The following is a 17,348-nucleotide window of genomic DNA, read 5'->3' as shown; positions in this document are numbered from 1 at the left end:
CTGACACAACCCTGTCAGGAGACTTTCCGGGCACACTGGCCATGCCAGCGCCTTGGACGCAGAATGACAAAAGCCCGGTGGCGACGCCGGGCTTTTTCAATGCGGACGAGGATCTTGTCATGAACAGCCAGAGCGGCCTGCCCGCCGATCTCTCCCGCTTCGGCAATGTCGAAGGCTATGCCCATTACCCTAAGTTGGTGACGCCAGGCCTGCCGGCGCCCGCTGGCGGCGGCCTGCTCAAATGGTACGACATCGCCGAGGCGGCGACGCCGGTGACACGCGAAACCAGCGCGCTGGCACAGCGCTTCCTGGCGGCAGAGACGGCGACCGGCCGGCTCAATCTCAAGGGTGAGCTCGGCTTCGTCATACTGCACCGCTGCGGCGGCGATTTCCATTTCCTGCTGGTGAGTTCGTGGCGCAACGCCAATGAGATGTGGGAGACGGTCTACGCCAAGACATCTGAGGCGGCCGATTTCTCACCGTTTGCGCTGCCCGGACCGCACCGTGCGACCTTCTGCGTCTGGGAGCTGGCTGCGGTGAACCACGAGCGGCTGGCGTTCGGGCGCTACCTGGTTTCAAGTCGCGATGAGGCTGCGAAGCGAACCTATCTCGAGGACCATTACGAAGGTGGGGCGTGAGCCTTTCCTTCTCCCTGCTTGCGGGGAGAAGGTGGCCCAAAGGGCCGGATGAGGGGGCAGCGCGTACTTCTGAGGGGCTTGCACAGCCCCTCATCTGCCTGCCGGCATCTTCTCCCCGTAGAACAGGGAGAAGAAAAAGCTCGTCATCACCGATTGCGCGCAGCCAGCGTGCGCAGACGCAGGGCATTGAGCTTGATGAAGCCGGCGGCGTCCTTCTGGTCATAGGCGCCCTGGTCGTCCTCGAAGGTAACCAGCTTGTCGGAATACAGTGACTTCGCGCTCTCACGGCCGATAACCATGACATTGCCCTTGTAGAGCTTGAGGGTGACCTCGCCCTCGACGTCCTTCTGGCTGAGGTCGATCGCCGCCTGCAGCATTTGGCGTTCGGGCGAGAACCAGAAGCCGTAATAGATCAGCTCGGCATAGCGCGGCATCAGCTCGTCCTTGAGGTGCGCAGCACCACGGTCGAGCGTAATCGACTCGATGGCGCGATGCGCCGAAAGCAGGATCGTGCCGCCGGGGGTCTCGTAGACGCCTCGGCTCTTCATGCCGACGAAGCGGTTCTCGACAAGGTCGAGGCGACCGATGCCGTTGTCGCGGCCATAGTCGTTGAGCTTGGCCAGCAAGGTCGCGGGCGACAGCCGCTCGCCATTGATCGAGACGGCATCACCCTGTTCGAAGCCGATCTTGATGACCGTCGCCTTGTCAGGCGCCGCTTCGGGCGAAATGGTGCGCATGTGGACGTATTCGGGCGCCTCGACGGCCGGGTCTTCCAGCACCTTGCCCTCGGAGGACGAATGCAGCAGGTTGGCGTCGACCGAGAAGGGGGCCTCGCCCTTCTTGTCCTTGGCGACCGGGATCTGATGCTTTTCGGCGAAGTCGAGCAGGTCGGTGCGGCTCTTGAACGACCAGTCGCGCCACGGCGCGATGATCTTGATGTCGGGGTTCAGCGCATAGGCCGACAGTTCGAAACGGACCTGGTCGTTGCCCTTGCCGGTGGCGCCGTGGGCGATGGCGTCGGCGCCGGTCTTGCGGGCGATGTCGACGAGATGCTTGGAGATCAGCGGACGGGCGATCGAGGTGCCGAGCAGGTAGACGCCTTCATAGACGGCATTGGCGCGGAACATCGGGAAGACGAAGTCGCGGACGAATTCCTCGCGCACGTCCTCGATGAAGATCTCCTTGATGCCAAGCATCTCCGCCTTCTTGCGTGCCGGCTCGAGTTCCTCGCCTTGGCCGAGATCAGCGGTAAAGGTGACGACCTCTGCATTGAGCTCGGTCTGCAGCCACTTCAGGATGATGGAGGTGTCGAGACCGCCGGAATAGGCGAGCACGACCTTCTTGACGTCTTTCCACTTGGACATTTGAGCACGGCACCTTTTGCAAGCGGCCGGCTGGGGCCGCGTTTCCCGGGCTTTCTAAGCAGGAACGGGCAAGCGGGCAAGGGCGATCATGCCGCTGCGATAGCAGCGTGATCGCCCAGGCTTGCTCACTTGCGCTTCATCGCCTCGAGCAGGGCCGCGCCGAACGCACCTTGCTGGTCCGCCTTGTTTGGCTGCGGCTTCGATGACGCGAACTTCATGTCGCGGCTCTTGGCGGGAGGGGCCGAGCGCGGTGCTGGCTCGCCGCCATCCTTGCGCATGGTAAGCCCGATGCGCTTGCGCGCAATATCGACCTCGACGACGCGGACTTTCACCACGTCGCCGGCCTTCACCACCTCGTGTGGGTCCTTCACGAACTTGTCGGCCAGCTGCGAGACATGGACGAGGCCGTCCTGGTGTACGCCGATGTCGACGAAGGCGCCGAAGGCTGCGACGTTGGTAACGGTACCCTCGAGCAGCATGCCGGGCTTGAGATCCTTGATGTCGTCGACGCCGTCGGCGAAGGTTGCCGTCTTGAAACCCGGACGCGGGTCGCGACCCGGCTTTTCCAGCTCGGCGATGATGTCGCGCACCGTCGGCAAGCCGAAACGCTCGTCGACGAAGGCGCGTGGATCAATCGCCTTCAGCGCTGCGCTATCCCCCATCAGCTGGCGCAAGTCCCGGCCGCAGGACGCCACGATCTTCTTGGCCACGCCATAGGCTTCGGGATGGACCGACGATGCGTCGAGCGGCTCCTTGCCGTCACGGATGCGCAGGAAGCCGGCGCACTGTTCGAAGGCGCGCTGGCCGAGGCGGGGTACCGACAACAGGTCGCGACGTGTGGCGAAGGCGCCCGAGGCATCACGATAGGCGACGATCGACTCAGCCAGCGACGGCCCGAGACCGGAGACGCGAGCGAGAAGGGGGGCAGAGGCCGTGTTGAGGTCCACGCCGACGGCGTTCACCGCATCCTCGACCACCGCTTCGAGCGAACGTCCGAGGCGATACTGGTCGACGTCGTGCTGGTACTGGCCGACGCCGATCGACTTGGGCTCGATCTTGACCAGCTCGGCGAGCGGATCCTGCAGGCGGCGCGCTATCGACACGGCCCCGCGCAGCGACACGTCGAGATTCGGGAACTCCGCGGCAGCCGTGGCCGACGCCGAATAGACCGACGCACCTGCCTCGCTGACGATGACCTTTGTCGGCTTGGGGGCCGGCATGTCCATCAGCATGTCGGCAACGAGCCGCTCGGTCTCGCGGCTGCCGGTGCCATTGCCGATGGCGATCAGCTCGACCTTGTGGCGGATAATCAGCCGGGCAAGTTCGGCCTGCGCGCCACGCACGTCGTTCTTGGGCGGGAAGGGATAGACCGTGGTGGTGTCGAGCACCTTGCCGGTGGCGTCGATGACCGCAACCTTGACGCCGGTGCGGATGCCCGGATCGAGGCCCATGGTGGCGCGCGAGCCGGCAGGTGCGGCGAGCAACAGGTCCTTGAGGTTGCGCGAGAAGACGCGGATCGCCTCTTCCTCTGCTGCCTCGCGCAGGTCGCGCATCAGGTCGAGCGAAAGCGAAAGCGAAAGCTTCACCCGCCAGGTCCAGCCGGCGACCTGCATCAGCCACTGGTCGCCGGGCAGGGTCGATCCAATCTGGTAGGCGGCGGCGATCATCCGCTCGACCGGCTTGACCGGCGAGGTGTCGTCGGCATCGATCTCGAGGTCGAGCGACAGCACGTCCTCGTTGCGGCCGCGCAGCATGGCGAGCGCCCGGTGACTAGGCACGGAGGCCCAGCGCTCGGAATGGTCGAAATAGTCGGAGAACTTCGCGCCTGCCTCCTGCTTGCCGTCGACGACGCGGGCACGCATGACGGCGCGTTCCTTCATGTGGGTGCGCAGGCGGCCGAGGAGATCGGCGTTTTCCGAAATGCCCTCGGCGACGATGTCGCGCGCGCCTTCGAGCGCCGCCTTCACGTCGGTGACTTCGCCGGTGACGTAAGGCACGGCCAGCTCGGCGGGCACTTTCGAACGGTCGGCGAGGATGGCTTCCGCCAGCGGTCCAAGCCCGCGCTCCCTGGCGATTTCCGCCTTGGTGCGGCGCTTTGGCTTGTAAGGCAGATAGATGTCTTCCAACTCGGCCTTGGTGGTGACCGTAGCGATGCGGATCGCCAGCTCGTCGGTCATCTTGCCCTGGCCGGTAATGGATTCGACGATAGCTGTGCGGCGCGCCTCGAGTTCACGCAGATAGGCAAGGCGCTCGGAGAGATCGCGAAGTTGGGTGTCGTCAAGGCCGCCGGTGACTTCCTTGCGGTAGCGGGCGACGAAGGGAACGGTCGCGCCCTCGTCGAGCAACCCGACGGCAGCTATGACCTGCTCGGCCTTTGCATTGATCTCGGCTGCAATGATCGCAGCGATTTTCCTGATGTCGCCAGCCATGGAATCCTGGTGCCTGTTGAACGGGTGCGCGAACATAGTGACTGCCGGGCGGAACGCCAAACGACCATTTTCCCGCGCCGTCTCAAGCTCCACAGAAAAGCGGCAGGGCTGCGGCAATCGGCGCTGCAAACGGATGGAATTTTGGCGCGCATCTTCCCGGCTTCCGCGTATCTTTCAGGGAAAGCGCCCTCAGGAGCAAATCAATGAAATTCGACCGGTTTCTGTTTGTCGCCGCGGCACTTTGCGGCGCAGCTGGCGTGGCGCTGTCGGCGGCGGCCAGCCATGGCGGCAGCACAAATGTCGCCACTGCGGCCAATTTTCTGCTGTTTCATGCGCCTGTCCTTATCGCCCTGTCGCTGGTCGCAGCCCGCATCCTGCACATCGGAGCAGCCGTCCTGCTCCTTTCAGTGTTGCTGTTCTCAGGTGACCTCCTGGCACGCGACTATCTCGGCCAGCGCCTGTTTCCATTCGCCGCCCCCTTGGGCGGCACCGGCATGATCCTGGGCTGGCTGACGCTTGCCGTTGGCGGCCTGCTGGCCCGCAAGGACAGCTGATTCCTCAGCCGATCCGATAGGGAAGGGGATGACGGACATCCTTGTCGATCACCAGCCGGCGCTTAAGCGGCGGCACCGCGCGCTGCAGGCAGTTGGTCCGCTCGCAGATGCGGCATGAGATGCCGATCGGGTCGAAGGCGGTCCTGCTACCCAGCTCCAACCCGTCGGCATAGACAAAATCCTGCGCGTAAGTGACCTCGCAGCCGAGCGCGATGGCATAACGCCGGTGCGGCGCGTTGAAGCCGCCGCCGCCCTTGGAGATCTCCGTGGCGATGCAGAGATATCGGGCGCCATCCGGCGTTTCGGCCAACTGGCGGATGATCCGGCCCGGCGTCTCGAAGGCCTGGTGCACGTTCCACAGCGGACAGGCCGCACCGAAACGAGCGAACTGCAGCTTGGCGGCACTATGGCGCTTGGTGATGTTGCCGGCGCGGTCGATGCGGGCAAAGAAGATCGGCACGCCCTTGTGCCCCGGCCGCTGCAGCGTACTGAGCCGGTGCGCCACCTGCTCGATCGAGGCGCCGAAGTGCGCCGCCATCAGCTCGAGGTCGTGGCGCAGCTCCGCCGCCGCGCGCATGAAGGCCTGGTAGGGGAGGGTCAGCGCGCCGGCGAAATAGTTGCACAACCCCATCTTGCAGATTTCCTGCGCCTCGCTGGTCCGGAATTCGGCCGAACGCGCGATCTGTGCCACTTCGGCCTCCATCTCCATCTCGGCGACCTGGAAGGCGATCTGGAAGCTGCGAGTGGCCAGCGGCGAGTAGGGGTTGAGGAACAGCACTCCCGACTTGGCGTCGAAGCGCCTCAGCGCATCGTCATCGGCATCGCCACGGGCGATGCGGACGCCGTGCCGGCTGTCCAGATGCGCGGCCAGCGCCGCATAAGTGTCGCGCTCGCCGATGCCGAGCTCCCCGGCCAGTCGCTCTGCCGCCACGTCGAGCGCGTGGATGTAGTTGTCTACGAAATGGAAGAAGTCACGCACTTCCTCATAGGGGGTCGGCTCGGAGGCCGATGTGCCACGCCCGAGCGTGTCGTCAAGGCTCGCCAGCTGCTCCGAGTTGCGCCGATAGGCCTGGTGCGCCGAGATCAGCGCCCGGGCAAACCCCGGCGCATTCTGCGTCACCAGTTTCAGTTCTTGCAGGTTGGGCGCATAGTTCTCGAAGATCGGATCGGACAGCGCCTCCGTCAGCGCCGACAGCAGCCGGTCATTGTCGCCCTGCGAGATCTCCGAGATATCGATCTGGAATTTTTCGGCGAGCGCGAGCAGCACCGAAGCGGAAACCGGGCGCTGGTTGTTCTCGATCTGGTTGAGATAGCTGGTCGAGATGCCGATGCGCTCGGCGAAGCTCGCCTGCGTCGCCTTGTTGGCCTCGCGCAGTTCGCGCACCTTGCGACCGATATAGAGTTTGCGGGTGGCCATGTTTGCAAATTCGCAATTTACATTTCTCGAATTTGTATATTACGCTTTTGCACACTTTCAACTGTTTTCCTGCGCGCGCCATAGGGCTATTCAGCCAACTTCGCTGCTTGCCGCTGACGCTGCGAGAGGCCATTGTTTTTCAACCTCGTAGCGCGGGAGAAGCCCATGACGCTCTACCAAGCCGTCGCCGACGGACGCACCAGCCGGCTCAGCACTTTGGATATCGCGGCCATCGTCGCAGGATCTCTGCTTCTGACCGCCTCCGCCAAGATCCAGATGCCGTTCTATCCCGTGCCGATGACCGTGCAGACGCTTGTCGTCATTGGTCTCGGCCTGGCGCTCGGTCCGATACGTGGCGCTGCCGCCGTTGCTCTCTATCTCACGCAAGGCGCGCTTGGCCTTCCCGTCTTCGCCGGCACGCCCGAAAAGGGCATCGGCCTCGCCTACATGATGGGCCCGACCGGCGGTTATCTCGCCGGCTACCTGCCTGCCGCGCTGCTGGCCGGCTGGCTGGCCGAGCGCGGCTGGGACCGCAACGTGGTCACCGCCATGCTTGCGGCACTGCTTGCCGGCGCTGTCATTTACCTGCCCGGGCTGCTCTGGCTCGGCAGCGTCGTCGGATGGGACAAGCCTGTGCTGGCCTTGGGACTTTATCCCTTCATCCCCAGCGACATCATGAAGGCCGTGCTTGCAGCGCTCGCCTTTCCCGCGGCCTGGAAATGGCTTTCTCACAAGGGCATGAACTGATGCGCGCCGTACTCGAACAACTGGAAGACCGCCGCGCCGAGGCCCGCCTCGGCGGTGGCCAGAAGCGCATCGATGCCCAGCATGCCAAGGGCAAGCTGACGGCGCGCGAACGCATCGATGTCCTGCTCGACGAAGGCTCCTTCGAAGAGTTCGACATGTATGTCACTCATCGCACCACCGACTTCGGCATGGCCGAGCAGAAGGTGGCGGGCGACGGCGTCGTCACCGGATGGGGCACCATCAACGGCCGCCTCGTCTATGTCTTCTCTCAGGACTTCACCGTGCTCGGCGGCTCGCTTTCCGAGACGCATGCCCAGAAGATCTGCAAGATCATGGACATGGCGATGCGCAACGGTGCGCCGGTCATTGGCCTGAACGACTCAGGCGGCGCCCGCATCCAGGAAGGCGTCGCTTCTCTCGCCGGCTACGCCGACGTGTTCAAACGCAATGTCGATGCCTCCGGCGTCGTGCCGCAGATCTCGGTCATCATGGGCCCGTGCGCCGGCGGCGCGGTCTATTCGCCTGCCATGACCGACTTCATCTTCATGGTGCGCGACAGTTCCTACATGTTCGTCACCGGGCCGGACGTGGTGAAAACGGTCACCAACGAGATCGTCACCGCCGAGGAACTCGGCGGCGCGCGCACCCACACTTCGAAGTCCTCCGTCGCCGACGGTGCCTATGAAAACGACATCGAGGCGCTGGAGCAGGTGCGACTGCTGTTCGACTTCCTGCCGCTCAACAACCGCGAAAAGCCGCCGGTTCGGCCTTTCCATGACGATCCGAGCCGGGTGGAGATGCGGCTCGACACGCTTATCCCCGACAGCGCGGCCAAGCCTTACGACATGAAGGAGCTGATCCTTGCGATCGCCGACGAGGGCGATTTCTTCGAGATTCAGGAAGCCTTCGCCAGGAACATCATCACCGGCTTCATGCGCATCGAAGGGCAGAGCGTCGGCGTCGTCGCCAACCAGCCGATGGTGCTGGCCGGCTGCCTCGACATCGACAGTTCGCGCAAGGCAGCACGTTTCGTGCGCTTCTGCGATGCGTTCTCGATCCCGATCCTGACTTTGGTCGACGTTCCGGGCTTCCTGCCTGGTACGGCGCAGGAATATGGCGGCGTCATCAAGCATGGCGCCAAGCTGCTCTTCGCCTACAGCCAGGCCACCGTGCCGATGGTGACGCTGATCACCCGAAAAGCCTATGGCGGCGCTTATGACGTCATGGCCTCCAAGCATATCGGCGCCGACATCAACTATGCCTGGCCGACGGCCGAGATCGCCGTGATGGGCGCCAAGGGTGCCACCGAGATCCTTTATCGCTCCGATCTGGGCGATGCCGGCAAGATCGCAGAGCGCACCAAGGAGTACGAGACCAACTTCGCCAATCCATTCAAGGCGGCCGAGCGCGGTTTCATCGACGAGGTCATCATGCCGCATTCCTCGCGCCGCCGCATCGCCCGCGCCTTCGCCGCCCTGCGCGGCAAGAAGCTCGATGCGCCGTGGAAGAAGCACGACACGATACCGCTGTGAGCAGGACAAAAATGTTCAAGAAAATCCTCATCGCCAATCGTGGCGAGATCGCCTGCCGGGTCATCAAGACGGCCCAGAAACTGGGTATCGCAACGGTCGCGGTCTATTCCGACGCCGATCGTGAGGCGCTGCACGTGAAGATGGCCGACGAGGCCGTCCATATCGGACCCGCACCTTCGAACCAGTCCTACATCGTCATCCAGAAGATCATCGACGCGATCCGACAGACCGGCGCCGACGCGGTACATCCCGGCTATGGCTTCCTGTCGGAAAACCCCAACTTCGCCGAGGCGCTGAAGGGCGAGGGTGTCGCCTTCATCGGCCCGCCGCCTGTCGCCATCGAGGCGATGGGCGACAAGATCACCTCCAAGAAGATTGCGGCCTCCGCCGGCGTCAACACCGTGCCCGGCCATATGGGGCTGATCGAGGACGCCGACGAGGCGGTCAAGATCGCCAACTCGATCGGTTATCCCGTCATGATCAAGGCCTCCGCCGGCGGCGGCGGCAAGGGCATGCGTATTGCCTGGAACGACACCGAGGCGCGCGAGGGCTTCCAGTCGTCCAAAAACGAGGCGAAATCGTCCTTCGGCGACGATCGCATCTTCATCGAGAAGTTCGTCACCCAGCCGCGCCACATCGAAATCCAGGTGCTGGGCGACCAGCACGGCAACCTTGTCTATCTCGGCGAACGCGAATGTTCCATCCAGCGCCGCAATCAGAAGGTCATCGAGGAGGCGCCGTCGCCCTTCCTCGACGCTGAAACCCGCAAGGCAATGGGCGAACAGGCTGTCGCCCTGGGCACGGCCGTCGGTTACTTCTCGGCCGGCACGGTCGAGTTCATCGTCGACGGCAACAGGAACTTCTACTTCCTCGAGATGAACACCCGCTTGCAGGTCGAGCACCCGGTGACGGAACTGATCACCGGCATCGATCTCGTCGAAGAGATGATCCGCGTCGCCGCAGGCGAAAAGCTGCGTTTCACGCAGGCCGAGGTGAAGCTCAATGGCTGGGCCATCGAGAGCCGCCTCTATGCGGAGGATCCTTATCGCAACTTCCTGCCGTCGATCGGCCGGCTTACCCGCTACCGGCCGCCGGTCGAGGGCAAACGCGACGACGGCACCATCGTCCGCAACGACACCGGCGTCTTCGAGGGCGGCGAGATCTCGATGTACTACGACCCGATGATCGCCAAGCTCTGCACATGGGCTCCTGATCGCCTGACGGCTGTCGAGGCGATGGGCCGGGCGCTCGACGATTTCGAGGTCGAGGGCATCGGCCACAATTTGCCGTTCCTGTCTGCGGTCATGGACCAGGCGCGGTTCCGCTCAGGCGCGCTCACCACTGCCTACATCGCCGAGGAATTCCCCGACGGCTTTGCCGGGGTGGCGCCTTCCGAGGCCGACGCCCAAAAGCTCGCCGCGGTGGCCGCGCTCATCAACCAGTTCACCCAGCGCCGCGGCACCCAGATCTCGGGCTCGCTCGCCAACCATCAACGCCCCGTCGGCGCCGACTGGGTTGTGACCCTTGGGGGTTTCACCCTGCCGCTCCATGTCAGGGACGGAGCCGACGGGACCGTGGTCGAATTCGATGATGGCGCGGCCCTTGCGGTATCGAGCGACTGGCTGCCCGGCCACCCGCACGCCAACTTCGCGGTCGATGGCACGTCCATCGGCGTCAAGGTGTCGCGCTCGGGCACCGGCTGGCGCCTGCGCTGGCGCGGCATGGATGTGGTTGCCCACGTCCGCAGCCCGCGCGTCGCCGAACTGGCCAGGTTGATGCCGGTCAAGCTGCCGCCGGATACCTCGAAGATGCTGCTCTGCCCGATGCCGGGCGTGGTGACGTCGATCCTGGTCAAGGCAGGCGACACGATCGAAGCCGGCCAGTCGCTGGCAACCGTCGAGGCGATGAAGATGGAAAACGTGCTTCGCGCCGAGCGCAAGGGCACGGTCAAGCGCGTGGCCGCGACCGCAGGCGAAAGCCTCGCCGTCGACGAGTTGATCATGGAGTTCGAGTGATGGCGCCTGGCGCTTCTTTACCCTCCCCCTTGTGGGGAGGGTCGCTCCGCGAAGCGGAGCGGGATGGGGGTCCAAGAATCCCACCGGTCGCCAGACCCGCTAGATTCGCACATCTTACCCCCACCCCGGACCTGCGGTCCGAATCTCCTCACAAAGGGAAGGATGAGCGCCCGTGCCTGAGGAGGCCCCAATGACCGACAAACCAACAATCGATTCCTGGAAGAAACTCGCCGAGCGCGAAATCAAGGCGTCGCCCGACACGCTGACCTGGAACACACCCGAAGGCATCGACGTCAAGCCGCTCTACACGGCTGACGATCTCGAGGGCGTCGGCCATCTCGGCACGTTGCCGGGCTTCCAGCCCTTCCTGCGCGGCCCCCGTGCCACCATGTACACCGGCCGACCCTGGACCATCCGGCAATATGCCGGCTTCTCGACTGCGGAGGCATCCAACAACTTTTACCGCAAGGCGCTCGCCGCCGGCCAACAGGGCGTTTCAGTCGCCTTCGACCTCGCCACCCATCGCGGCTATGACTCTGACCATCCGCGCGTCGAAGGCGACGTCGGCAAGGCCGGCGTGGCGATCGATTCCGTCGAGGACATGAAGATTCTGTTCGACGGCATCCCGCTCGAGCTGATCTCGGTGTCCATGACGATGAACGGTGCGGTCATCCCGATCCTCGCCAACTTCATCGTTGCCGGTGAAGAACAAGGCGTGTCGCGCGACAAGCTATCCGGGACCATCCAGAACGACATCCTCAAGGAGTTCATGGTCCGCAACACCTACATCTACCCGCCCGAACCCTCGATGCGCATCGTCGCCGACATCATCGAATACACGGCAAAGGAAATGCCGAAGTTCAATTCGATCTCGATCTCCGGCTACCACATGCAGGAGGCCGGCTCGACGCTTGTGCAGGAACTCGCCTTCACACTTGCCGACGGGCGCGAATATGTCCGCGCGGCACTGAAGAAGGGGCTGAATGTCGATGACTTCGCCGGCCGGCTGTCGTTCTTCTTCGCCATCGGCATGAACTTCTTCATGGAGGCCGCCAAGCTGCGCGCGGCGCGCCTGCTCTGGTCACGCATCATGACCGAATTCGAGCCGAAGAAGTCGTCGTCGCTGATGCTGCGGACCCACTGCCAGACCTCGGGCGTGTCGCTGCAGGAGCAGGATCCCTACAACAACATCGTCCGCACCGCCTTCGAGGCGATGTCGGCAGCACTGGGCGGCACGCAATCGCTGCACACCAACTCCTTCGACGAGGCGATTGCGCTTCCGACCGAGTTTTCCGCACGTATCGCTCGTAACACCCAGTTGATCCTGCAGCATGAGACCGGCGTGACCAAGGTCGTCGACCCGCTCGCCGGCTCCTATTATGTCGAAGCCTTGACCAACGACCTCGCCGAGAAGGCCTGGACGCTGATCGAGGAGGTCGAGGCGATGGGCGGCATGACCAGGGCTGTGGCGAGCGGATTGCCCAAGCGTATGATCGAGGAGGCGGCGACCCGGCGCCAGGCTGCCGTCGATAAAGGCGACGAGGTCATCGTTGGTGTCAACAAGTACCGCCTCGAGCAGGAAGATCATCTCGATATCCTTGAGATCGACAATTCCGCCGTGCGCCTGTCGCAGATCGCTCGTATCGAGCGCACCCGCCGCCAGCGCGACCCAAATCGCGTCGCCGAGACGCTCGTTGCGCTGGAACAGGTCGCCCGCTCAGGTAAAGGCAACATCCTTGCTGCGGCCGTCGACGCGTCGCGGGCGCGCGCCACGGTCGGCGAAATCTCGGATGCCCTGCGCCGGGCCTTTGGCGACCATGCGGCGGTGCCCGAAGTGGTCGAAAACGTCTACGGCAAGGCCTATGACGACGAGCCGGAATTCCAGACGTTGGTGTCGCGGCTCAAGCAGTTTGCCGGCTCACTTGGCGAGAAACCGCGTGTCATGGTGGCCAAGCTCGGCCAGGACGGCCATGATCGCGGCGCCAAGATCATCGCCTCGGCCTTTGGCGACATCGGCTTCGAAGTCATTGCCGGACCGCTGTTCCAGACCCCCGGCGAGGCCGCCGACACGGCGATCGCCTCCAGGGTTCACGTCGTCGGCATGTCGTCGTTGGCGGCGGGCCACAAGACGCTTGCCCCGCAGCTTGTTGCGGCATTGAAGGCCAAGGGCGCCGAGGACATCATCGTGGTGGTCGGCGGCGTCATCCCGCGGCAGGATTACCAGTTCCTGCTCGACCATGGCGTATCGGCGGTCTTCGGCCCCGGTACCAATGTGCTTGATGCCGCGCGCGCAGTGCTCGACCTGATGGAAGGCAAGCGCCGCAACCAGTAGGCGCCGCACCAGACGAAAAGGCCCGCTAGCGCGGGCCTTTTTGTTTCTTAAGCCGTCTTTCGCCCGATGGAGACGTATTTGATGCCGTGGCGGGCGACGACTGCCGGGTCATAGAGGTTGCGTCCGTCGAAGATGACGGCGGCCTTGAGCTGGTCGCGGATCAGCTCGAAGGACGGCGCCCGGAAGTTCTTCCACTCGGTGGCGATCAAGAGTGCATCGGCGCCGCGCAGTGCCGCCTCCTTGGTGCCGCAGAGGGTGAGGTCGTCGCGCTGGCCATAGATCTGCTGCGCCTCGTTCATCGCCTCGGGGTCGTAGGCCTGCACCTTGGCGCCCGAAGCCCACAGCGCCTCCATCAGCACGCGGCTTGGTGCCTCACGCATGTCGTCGGTGTTGGGCTTGAAGGCCAGCCCCCACAGCGCAAAGGTCTTGCCGGTGAGGTCACCGTCGAAATGTGCCTTCAGCTTGTCGAACAGCACCGCCTTCTGCGCATTGTTGCGCGCCTCGACCGAGTGCAGCAGCACCGGCTCGAAACCGACATCGCCGGCGGTGCGGATCAGTGCCCGCACATCCTTGGGGAAACACGAGCCGCCATAGCCGAGCCCCGGATAGATGAAGTGGTAACCGATGCGCGGGTCCGAGCCGATGCCCTTGCGCACCTCCTCGATGTCGGCGCCGAGCAGTTCGGCCAGGTTCGCCATCTCGTTCATGAAGCTGATCTTGGTCGCCAGCATGCAGTTGGCGGCGTATTTCGTGAACTCGGCCGAGCGCACGTCCATCACGATCATCTTCTCGTGGTTACGGTTGAACGGCGCATAGAGCTCGCGCATCACCGCCTCGGCAGCCTCGCTGTCGGTGCCGATGATGATGCGGTCGGGCTTCATGCAGTCGGCGACCGCCGAGCCCTCTTTCAGGAACTCCGGATTGGAGACGACGTCGAAGCCAAGCTCCTCGCGGCCTCTCTGCTTCAGGGCAGCCGCGATCGCCTCGCGCACCTTGTCGGCGGTCCCCACCGGCACTGTCGACTTGGTTACCACGATCTTCGCAGCCGCCATCTCGCGGCCGATGGCATCGGCCACCGACAGCACATATTTGAGGTCGGCCGAGCCATCCTCGCCCTGCGGCGTGCCGACGGCAATCATCTGGATCTCGCCATGGCGCACGGCCATCGAAGCGTCCGTCGTGAACACGATGCGACCGGCGGAATGGTTCTCACGCACCAGGGCCTCCAGCCCCGGCTCGAAGATCGGGATGAACCCTTGGTTCAGCCGTTCGACCTTGGCTGCATCGACATCCACACAGACGACGTCATGCCCGACCTCGGCCAAAACAGCAGCCTGAACAAGACCGACATAGCCAATCCCAAATACCGTCAGATTCATGAAGCCAGATCCCGTTCGCGCCGTGCGCTTCGCACGCGCTTGATACAGGAATTTGACAGCGCGTAGAAGTTCAGACGGCTACGGAATGGCGCGCGGTGCCCTGGCCGAGATAGGCGTCGAAGGCAGCCGCGATCGATCGAACGAACGGCTTGCCGCGTTCGGTGACGACAAAGCGGTTGCCGGCACGCACGAAGACCCCGTCCCGATCATTGGCGGCAAGCAGTTCGGCCTCGGCGATCAGGCTGCGGGCGCCGGCACCGAAACGGTTGAGCAGTTCGCAACGCGAGAAGGAAAAATCACACATCAGCCGCTCGATCACCCAGGCGCGCATACGGTCGGCATTCGACAATGCGAAACCGCGCACCGTGGCCAGGCCGCCAGCCAGGACGCGGCGTTCATATTCGCCCGTTGCCGGCATGTTCTGGACATAGCCATGCGGCAGAAGCCCGATCGACGAGGCACCGAGGCCGATCAGCGCGTCGGCCTGGTCGGTGGTGTAGCCCTGGAAATTGCGCCGCAGCGTGCCCACGCGGGCGGCCACGGCCAGGCTGTCCTCAGGCAAGGCGAAATGATCCATGCCGACGGCTTCATAGCCGGCTGCCAGGATCAGCCGCATAGCCAGCTCCGACTGCTCCAACCGGGCCGCGGTGTCGGGCAGCAGCGTATCGTCTATCATCGTCTGATGCTTCTTCAGCCACGGTACATGGGCGTAGCCGAACAGGGCGATGCGGTCGGGTCGCAGGGACAGCAGCTTTTCCGTTGTCGCAGCGATGCTGTCGAGCGTCTGGTGCGGCAGGCCGTAGAGCATGTCGAGATTGACCGAACGCACGCCCCGCGCCCGGACGGCGTCGACCACAGCCTTGGTCTGTTCGAAGCTCTGCTCACGGTTGATGGTCTTTTGAACCCGCTCGTCGAAATCCTGTACGCCCAGGCTTGCCCGCGTCAGGCCGATCGCGGCCAGCGCATCGAAACGTGCCTCGTCCATGTCGTTGGGATCGATCTCGACGCTAATCTCGGCATCGCCGGCGAAGGCGAACTTGGCGCGCAGCCGGCCTCCGAGCGCCATCATGTCCTTCGGCGTCAGCATCGTCGGCGAGCCGCCGCCGAGATGCAAACTTCGGATATTTAGCCGGCTTCCGCACAGAGCAGCCACCGTGTCGATCTCGCGCTCCAGCGCCTTCAGATATCGCTCGACAGGGTCGTAGCGCCGCGTCTGCCTGGTATGGCAGGCACAGAACCAGCACAGACGGTCGCAATAGGGGATGTGGATATAGAGCGATGCGTTCGCCCCCTTTGGCAGCGCGCGCAACCAGCCGCCATAGGTCGTTGACGACACCGCCGCGTTGAAATGCGGCGCGGTCGGATAGCTGGTGTATCGCGGCACCGGCGCTGCGTATTTCGCGACGAGGGTCCTGTCCATGATCGTCTCCATCAACAGCCGAAGCATGCTGCGGAGACACCGGCATCGCCTTGACCTGGATCAACCGAAGACCTGGATCAAGCGAAGACCTGGATCAGCAACGCCCGGCGATGGACACAATGACACGGTTCCTTTTGGCAGCCGCGGTGGCTAGATTGGGCAAATCGGGGTGCTGGACGAAGAAATGGCCATTCGCCAGGACATTCACAATTCTGAAATACCGGCGTTGTGCCGCTCCTGCGAGGCGCGGCATCGCGGCGTGTGCGGTGCGCTGACGCCGGAACAGCTTGTCGAGCTCAGCCGCCACACCACCAAACGTAAGGTCGAGCCGGGCACCGTACTGGTGTCGGACTCGGACACGATCGACAGCTACGCCAACGTGCTGGCCGGCGTGGTCAAGCTGGTCAAGACATTGCCGGACGGCCGCCAGCAGATCGTCGGCCTGCAGTTCGCGCCCGATTTCATCGGGCGGCCGTTCAAGCAGGAGAGCTCGATCACTGCGGAAGCCGCCACCCCCGTTCGCGTCTGCGCCTTCCCCAAGACCTCACTCGACCGCATGATCGACCAGGCGCCGGAACTCGGCCACAGGCTGCATCTTCAGGCACTCGACGAACTCGACGAGGCGCGCGACTGGATGCTGACGCTGGGGCGCAAGACCGCTGCCGAGCGTGTCGCCTCGTTCCTTCACCTCATCGCCAGGCATGGCGACCCAGAGGCCGAGAGCGCCGGCGAAATCAGCTTCGACCTGCCGCTGACCCGCGCCGACATCGCCGATTTCCTTGGCCTGACCATCGAAACCGTCAGCCGCCAGCTGACCAAGCTGCGCAAGGACGGTCTGATCACGGTCGAAAACAACCGCCATATCACGGTCTTCGACCTGGACAGGCTGGAGCGACGCGCCAATATCTGAGCAGGTCGTCAACCCGCGGGCGCCAGAAGTGCCATGACATGGTCGCGCTCGAAGGCGACGTGCCGGCGCACCGCGCCGAAATAGCCGCGCAACATGAATCCCAGGGTTTCCGGACTGTCGGCCTCGCCCTGCCGCGCGGCAAAGCGCAAGGCGTCGCGCAACTCGGCGGCGTAGCCCTCATCCTCGAGATGTTCGTTCCTAAGCCGTTCGATGGTCTTTCCCGACTCGACGCTGTGGCCCAGACGCTGGCAAAAGTACGGAAAGATCCGCTGCTCCTCGAAGCGGTGGATTTTTGCCATTGTCGGCCCAAGCGCCCGCGCCGCCAGGATGCATTTGCGCCGGTCGAGCCCGTTGGGCAGTGAATCGGCAATCTCCTCGAGCCGGTCGCACAGCGCAAGTTCGGCAATATGGGCGCGCCGCATCACCTCGACCGCCTCGCGCTCAGCGCCATCCTGCGATCCGGCTTGCCTGTCGTTGAGCGCGATCATTACCCAGAGGTTCCCCTTTTGAGGCCAAGGCTGGTCTGACACGGCCGGCTTGACCTTGATCCAGATCAAGGCACGAGCCGCCAATGTCATGGATGTGTCCGGTCTGGCGTCGGCAGAAACCGT

The 17,348-nt window shown here is 64.0% G+C and carries 13 protein-coding genes; 7 read left to right on the top strand and 6 right to left on the bottom strand.

All coding sequences use genetic code 11. The annotated features are described in order from the left end of the window. Positions 1–119 precede the first annotated feature (119 nt). A complete protein-coding gene (locus DY201_RS03790) occupies positions 120–638 on the top strand; it encodes a hypothetical protein (RefSeq protein WP_131922467.1) in 519 nt (172 codons plus the stop codon). Positions 639–784: 146 nt separating this feature from the next. On the opposite strand, the gene DY201_RS03785 is transcribed toward DY201_RS03790, so the two are convergent. Both DY201_RS03785 and DY201_RS03780 read right to left on the bottom strand, forming a co-directional pair. Further along, positions 785–2,002, bottom strand: a complete 1,218-nt coding sequence (locus tag DY201_RS03785; protein WP_115730049.1) for an argininosuccinate synthase — start codon at positions 2,000–2,002, stop codon at positions 785–787. A gap of 125 nt (positions 2,003–2,127) precedes the next feature. Continuing rightward, entirely contained in the window at positions 2,128–4,431 is a 2,304-nt protein-coding gene (locus tag DY201_RS03780) for a Tex family protein (protein ID WP_115733571.1), read from the bottom strand. Between the two features lie 203 nt (positions 4,432–4,634). Here DY201_RS03780 and DY201_RS03775 point away from each other — a divergent pair, with 203 nt between their 5' ends. Then, on the top strand, positions 4,635–4,985 hold the full coding sequence (locus DY201_RS03775) for a DUF423 domain-containing protein (RefSeq protein ID WP_115730048.1): 351 nt from the start codon (positions 4,635–4,637) through the stop codon (positions 4,983–4,985). 4 nt (positions 4,986–4,989) lie between these two features. Here the strand turns inward: DY201_RS03775 and DY201_RS03770 are convergent, their stop codons facing one another. After that, entirely contained in the window at positions 4,990–6,402 is a 1,413-nt protein-coding gene (locus tag DY201_RS03770) for a helix-turn-helix domain-containing protein (protein ID WP_115730047.1), read from the bottom strand. Positions 6,403–6,567: 165 nt separating this feature from the next. On the opposite strand from DY201_RS03770, the gene DY201_RS03765 reads away from it, so the two are divergent. The 4 genes from DY201_RS03765 to scpA all read left to right on the top strand — a co-directional run bounded on the left by DY201_RS03765 (position 6,568) and on the right by scpA (position 13,028). Next, the gene (locus DY201_RS03765; RefSeq protein WP_115730046.1) at positions 6,568–7,149 is read left to right on the top strand and encodes a biotin transporter BioY; all 582 of its coding nucleotides are present in this window, start codon (positions 6,568–6,570) and stop codon (positions 7,147–7,149) included. Beyond that, positions 7,149–8,681, top strand: coding sequence for an acyl-CoA carboxylase subunit beta (locus DY201_RS03760; RefSeq protein WP_115730045.1), 1,533 nt, complete (start codon positions 7,149–7,151; stop codon positions 8,679–8,681). Before DY201_RS03765 ends, DY201_RS03760 begins: the two co-directional genes overlap by 1 nt. Positions 8,682–8,692: 11 nt before the next feature. Further along, the gene (locus tag DY201_RS03755; protein WP_115730044.1) at positions 8,693–10,696 is read left to right on the top strand and encodes an acetyl-CoA carboxylase biotin carboxylase subunit; all 2,004 of its coding nucleotides are present in this window, start codon (positions 8,693–8,695) and stop codon (positions 10,694–10,696) included. Between the two features lie 190 nt (positions 10,697–10,886). Beyond that, complete coding sequence (gene scpA, locus DY201_RS03750) at positions 10,887–13,028, top strand: methylmalonyl-CoA mutase (RefSeq protein ID WP_115730043.1); 2,142 nt, start codon at positions 10,887–10,889, stop codon at positions 13,026–13,028. A gap of 47 nt (positions 13,029–13,075) precedes the next feature. On the opposite strand, the gene DY201_RS03745 is transcribed toward scpA, so the two are convergent. Further along, positions 13,076–14,407 (bottom strand): UDP-glucose dehydrogenase family protein, encoded by a 1,332-nt coding sequence (locus DY201_RS03745; protein WP_115730042.1) that lies wholly within the window; start codon positions 14,405–14,407, stop codon positions 13,076–13,078. Between the two features lie 70 nt (positions 14,408–14,477). After that, on the bottom strand, positions 14,478–15,827 hold the full coding sequence (gene hemN, locus DY201_RS03740) for an oxygen-independent coproporphyrinogen III oxidase (RefSeq protein ID WP_115733570.1): 1,350 nt from the start codon (positions 15,825–15,827) through the stop codon (positions 14,478–14,480). Positions 15,828–16,011: 184 nt separating this feature from the next. Between hemN and DY201_RS03735 the strand changes: the two genes are divergently transcribed. Continuing rightward, entirely contained in the window at positions 16,012–16,737 is a 726-nt protein-coding gene (locus DY201_RS03735; protein ID WP_115733569.1) for a Crp/Fnr family transcriptional regulator, read from the top strand. 8 nt (positions 16,738–16,745) lie between these two features. Here DY201_RS03735 and DY201_RS03730 read toward each other — a convergent pair whose 3' ends face one another. Then, the gene (locus DY201_RS03730; protein WP_115730041.1) at positions 16,746–17,315 is read right to left on the bottom strand and encodes a hemerythrin domain-containing protein; all 570 of its coding nucleotides are present in this window, start codon (positions 17,313–17,315) and stop codon (positions 16,746–16,748) included. Positions 17,316–17,348 lie beyond the last annotated feature (33 nt).

The organism is Aminobacter aminovorans (assembly GCF_900445235.1).
Classification (GTDB): Bacteria; Pseudomonadota; Alphaproteobacteria; order Rhizobiales; family Rhizobiaceae; genus Aminobacter; species Aminobacter aminovorans.
This window is presented reverse-complemented; position numbering and strand designations above follow the sequence as displayed.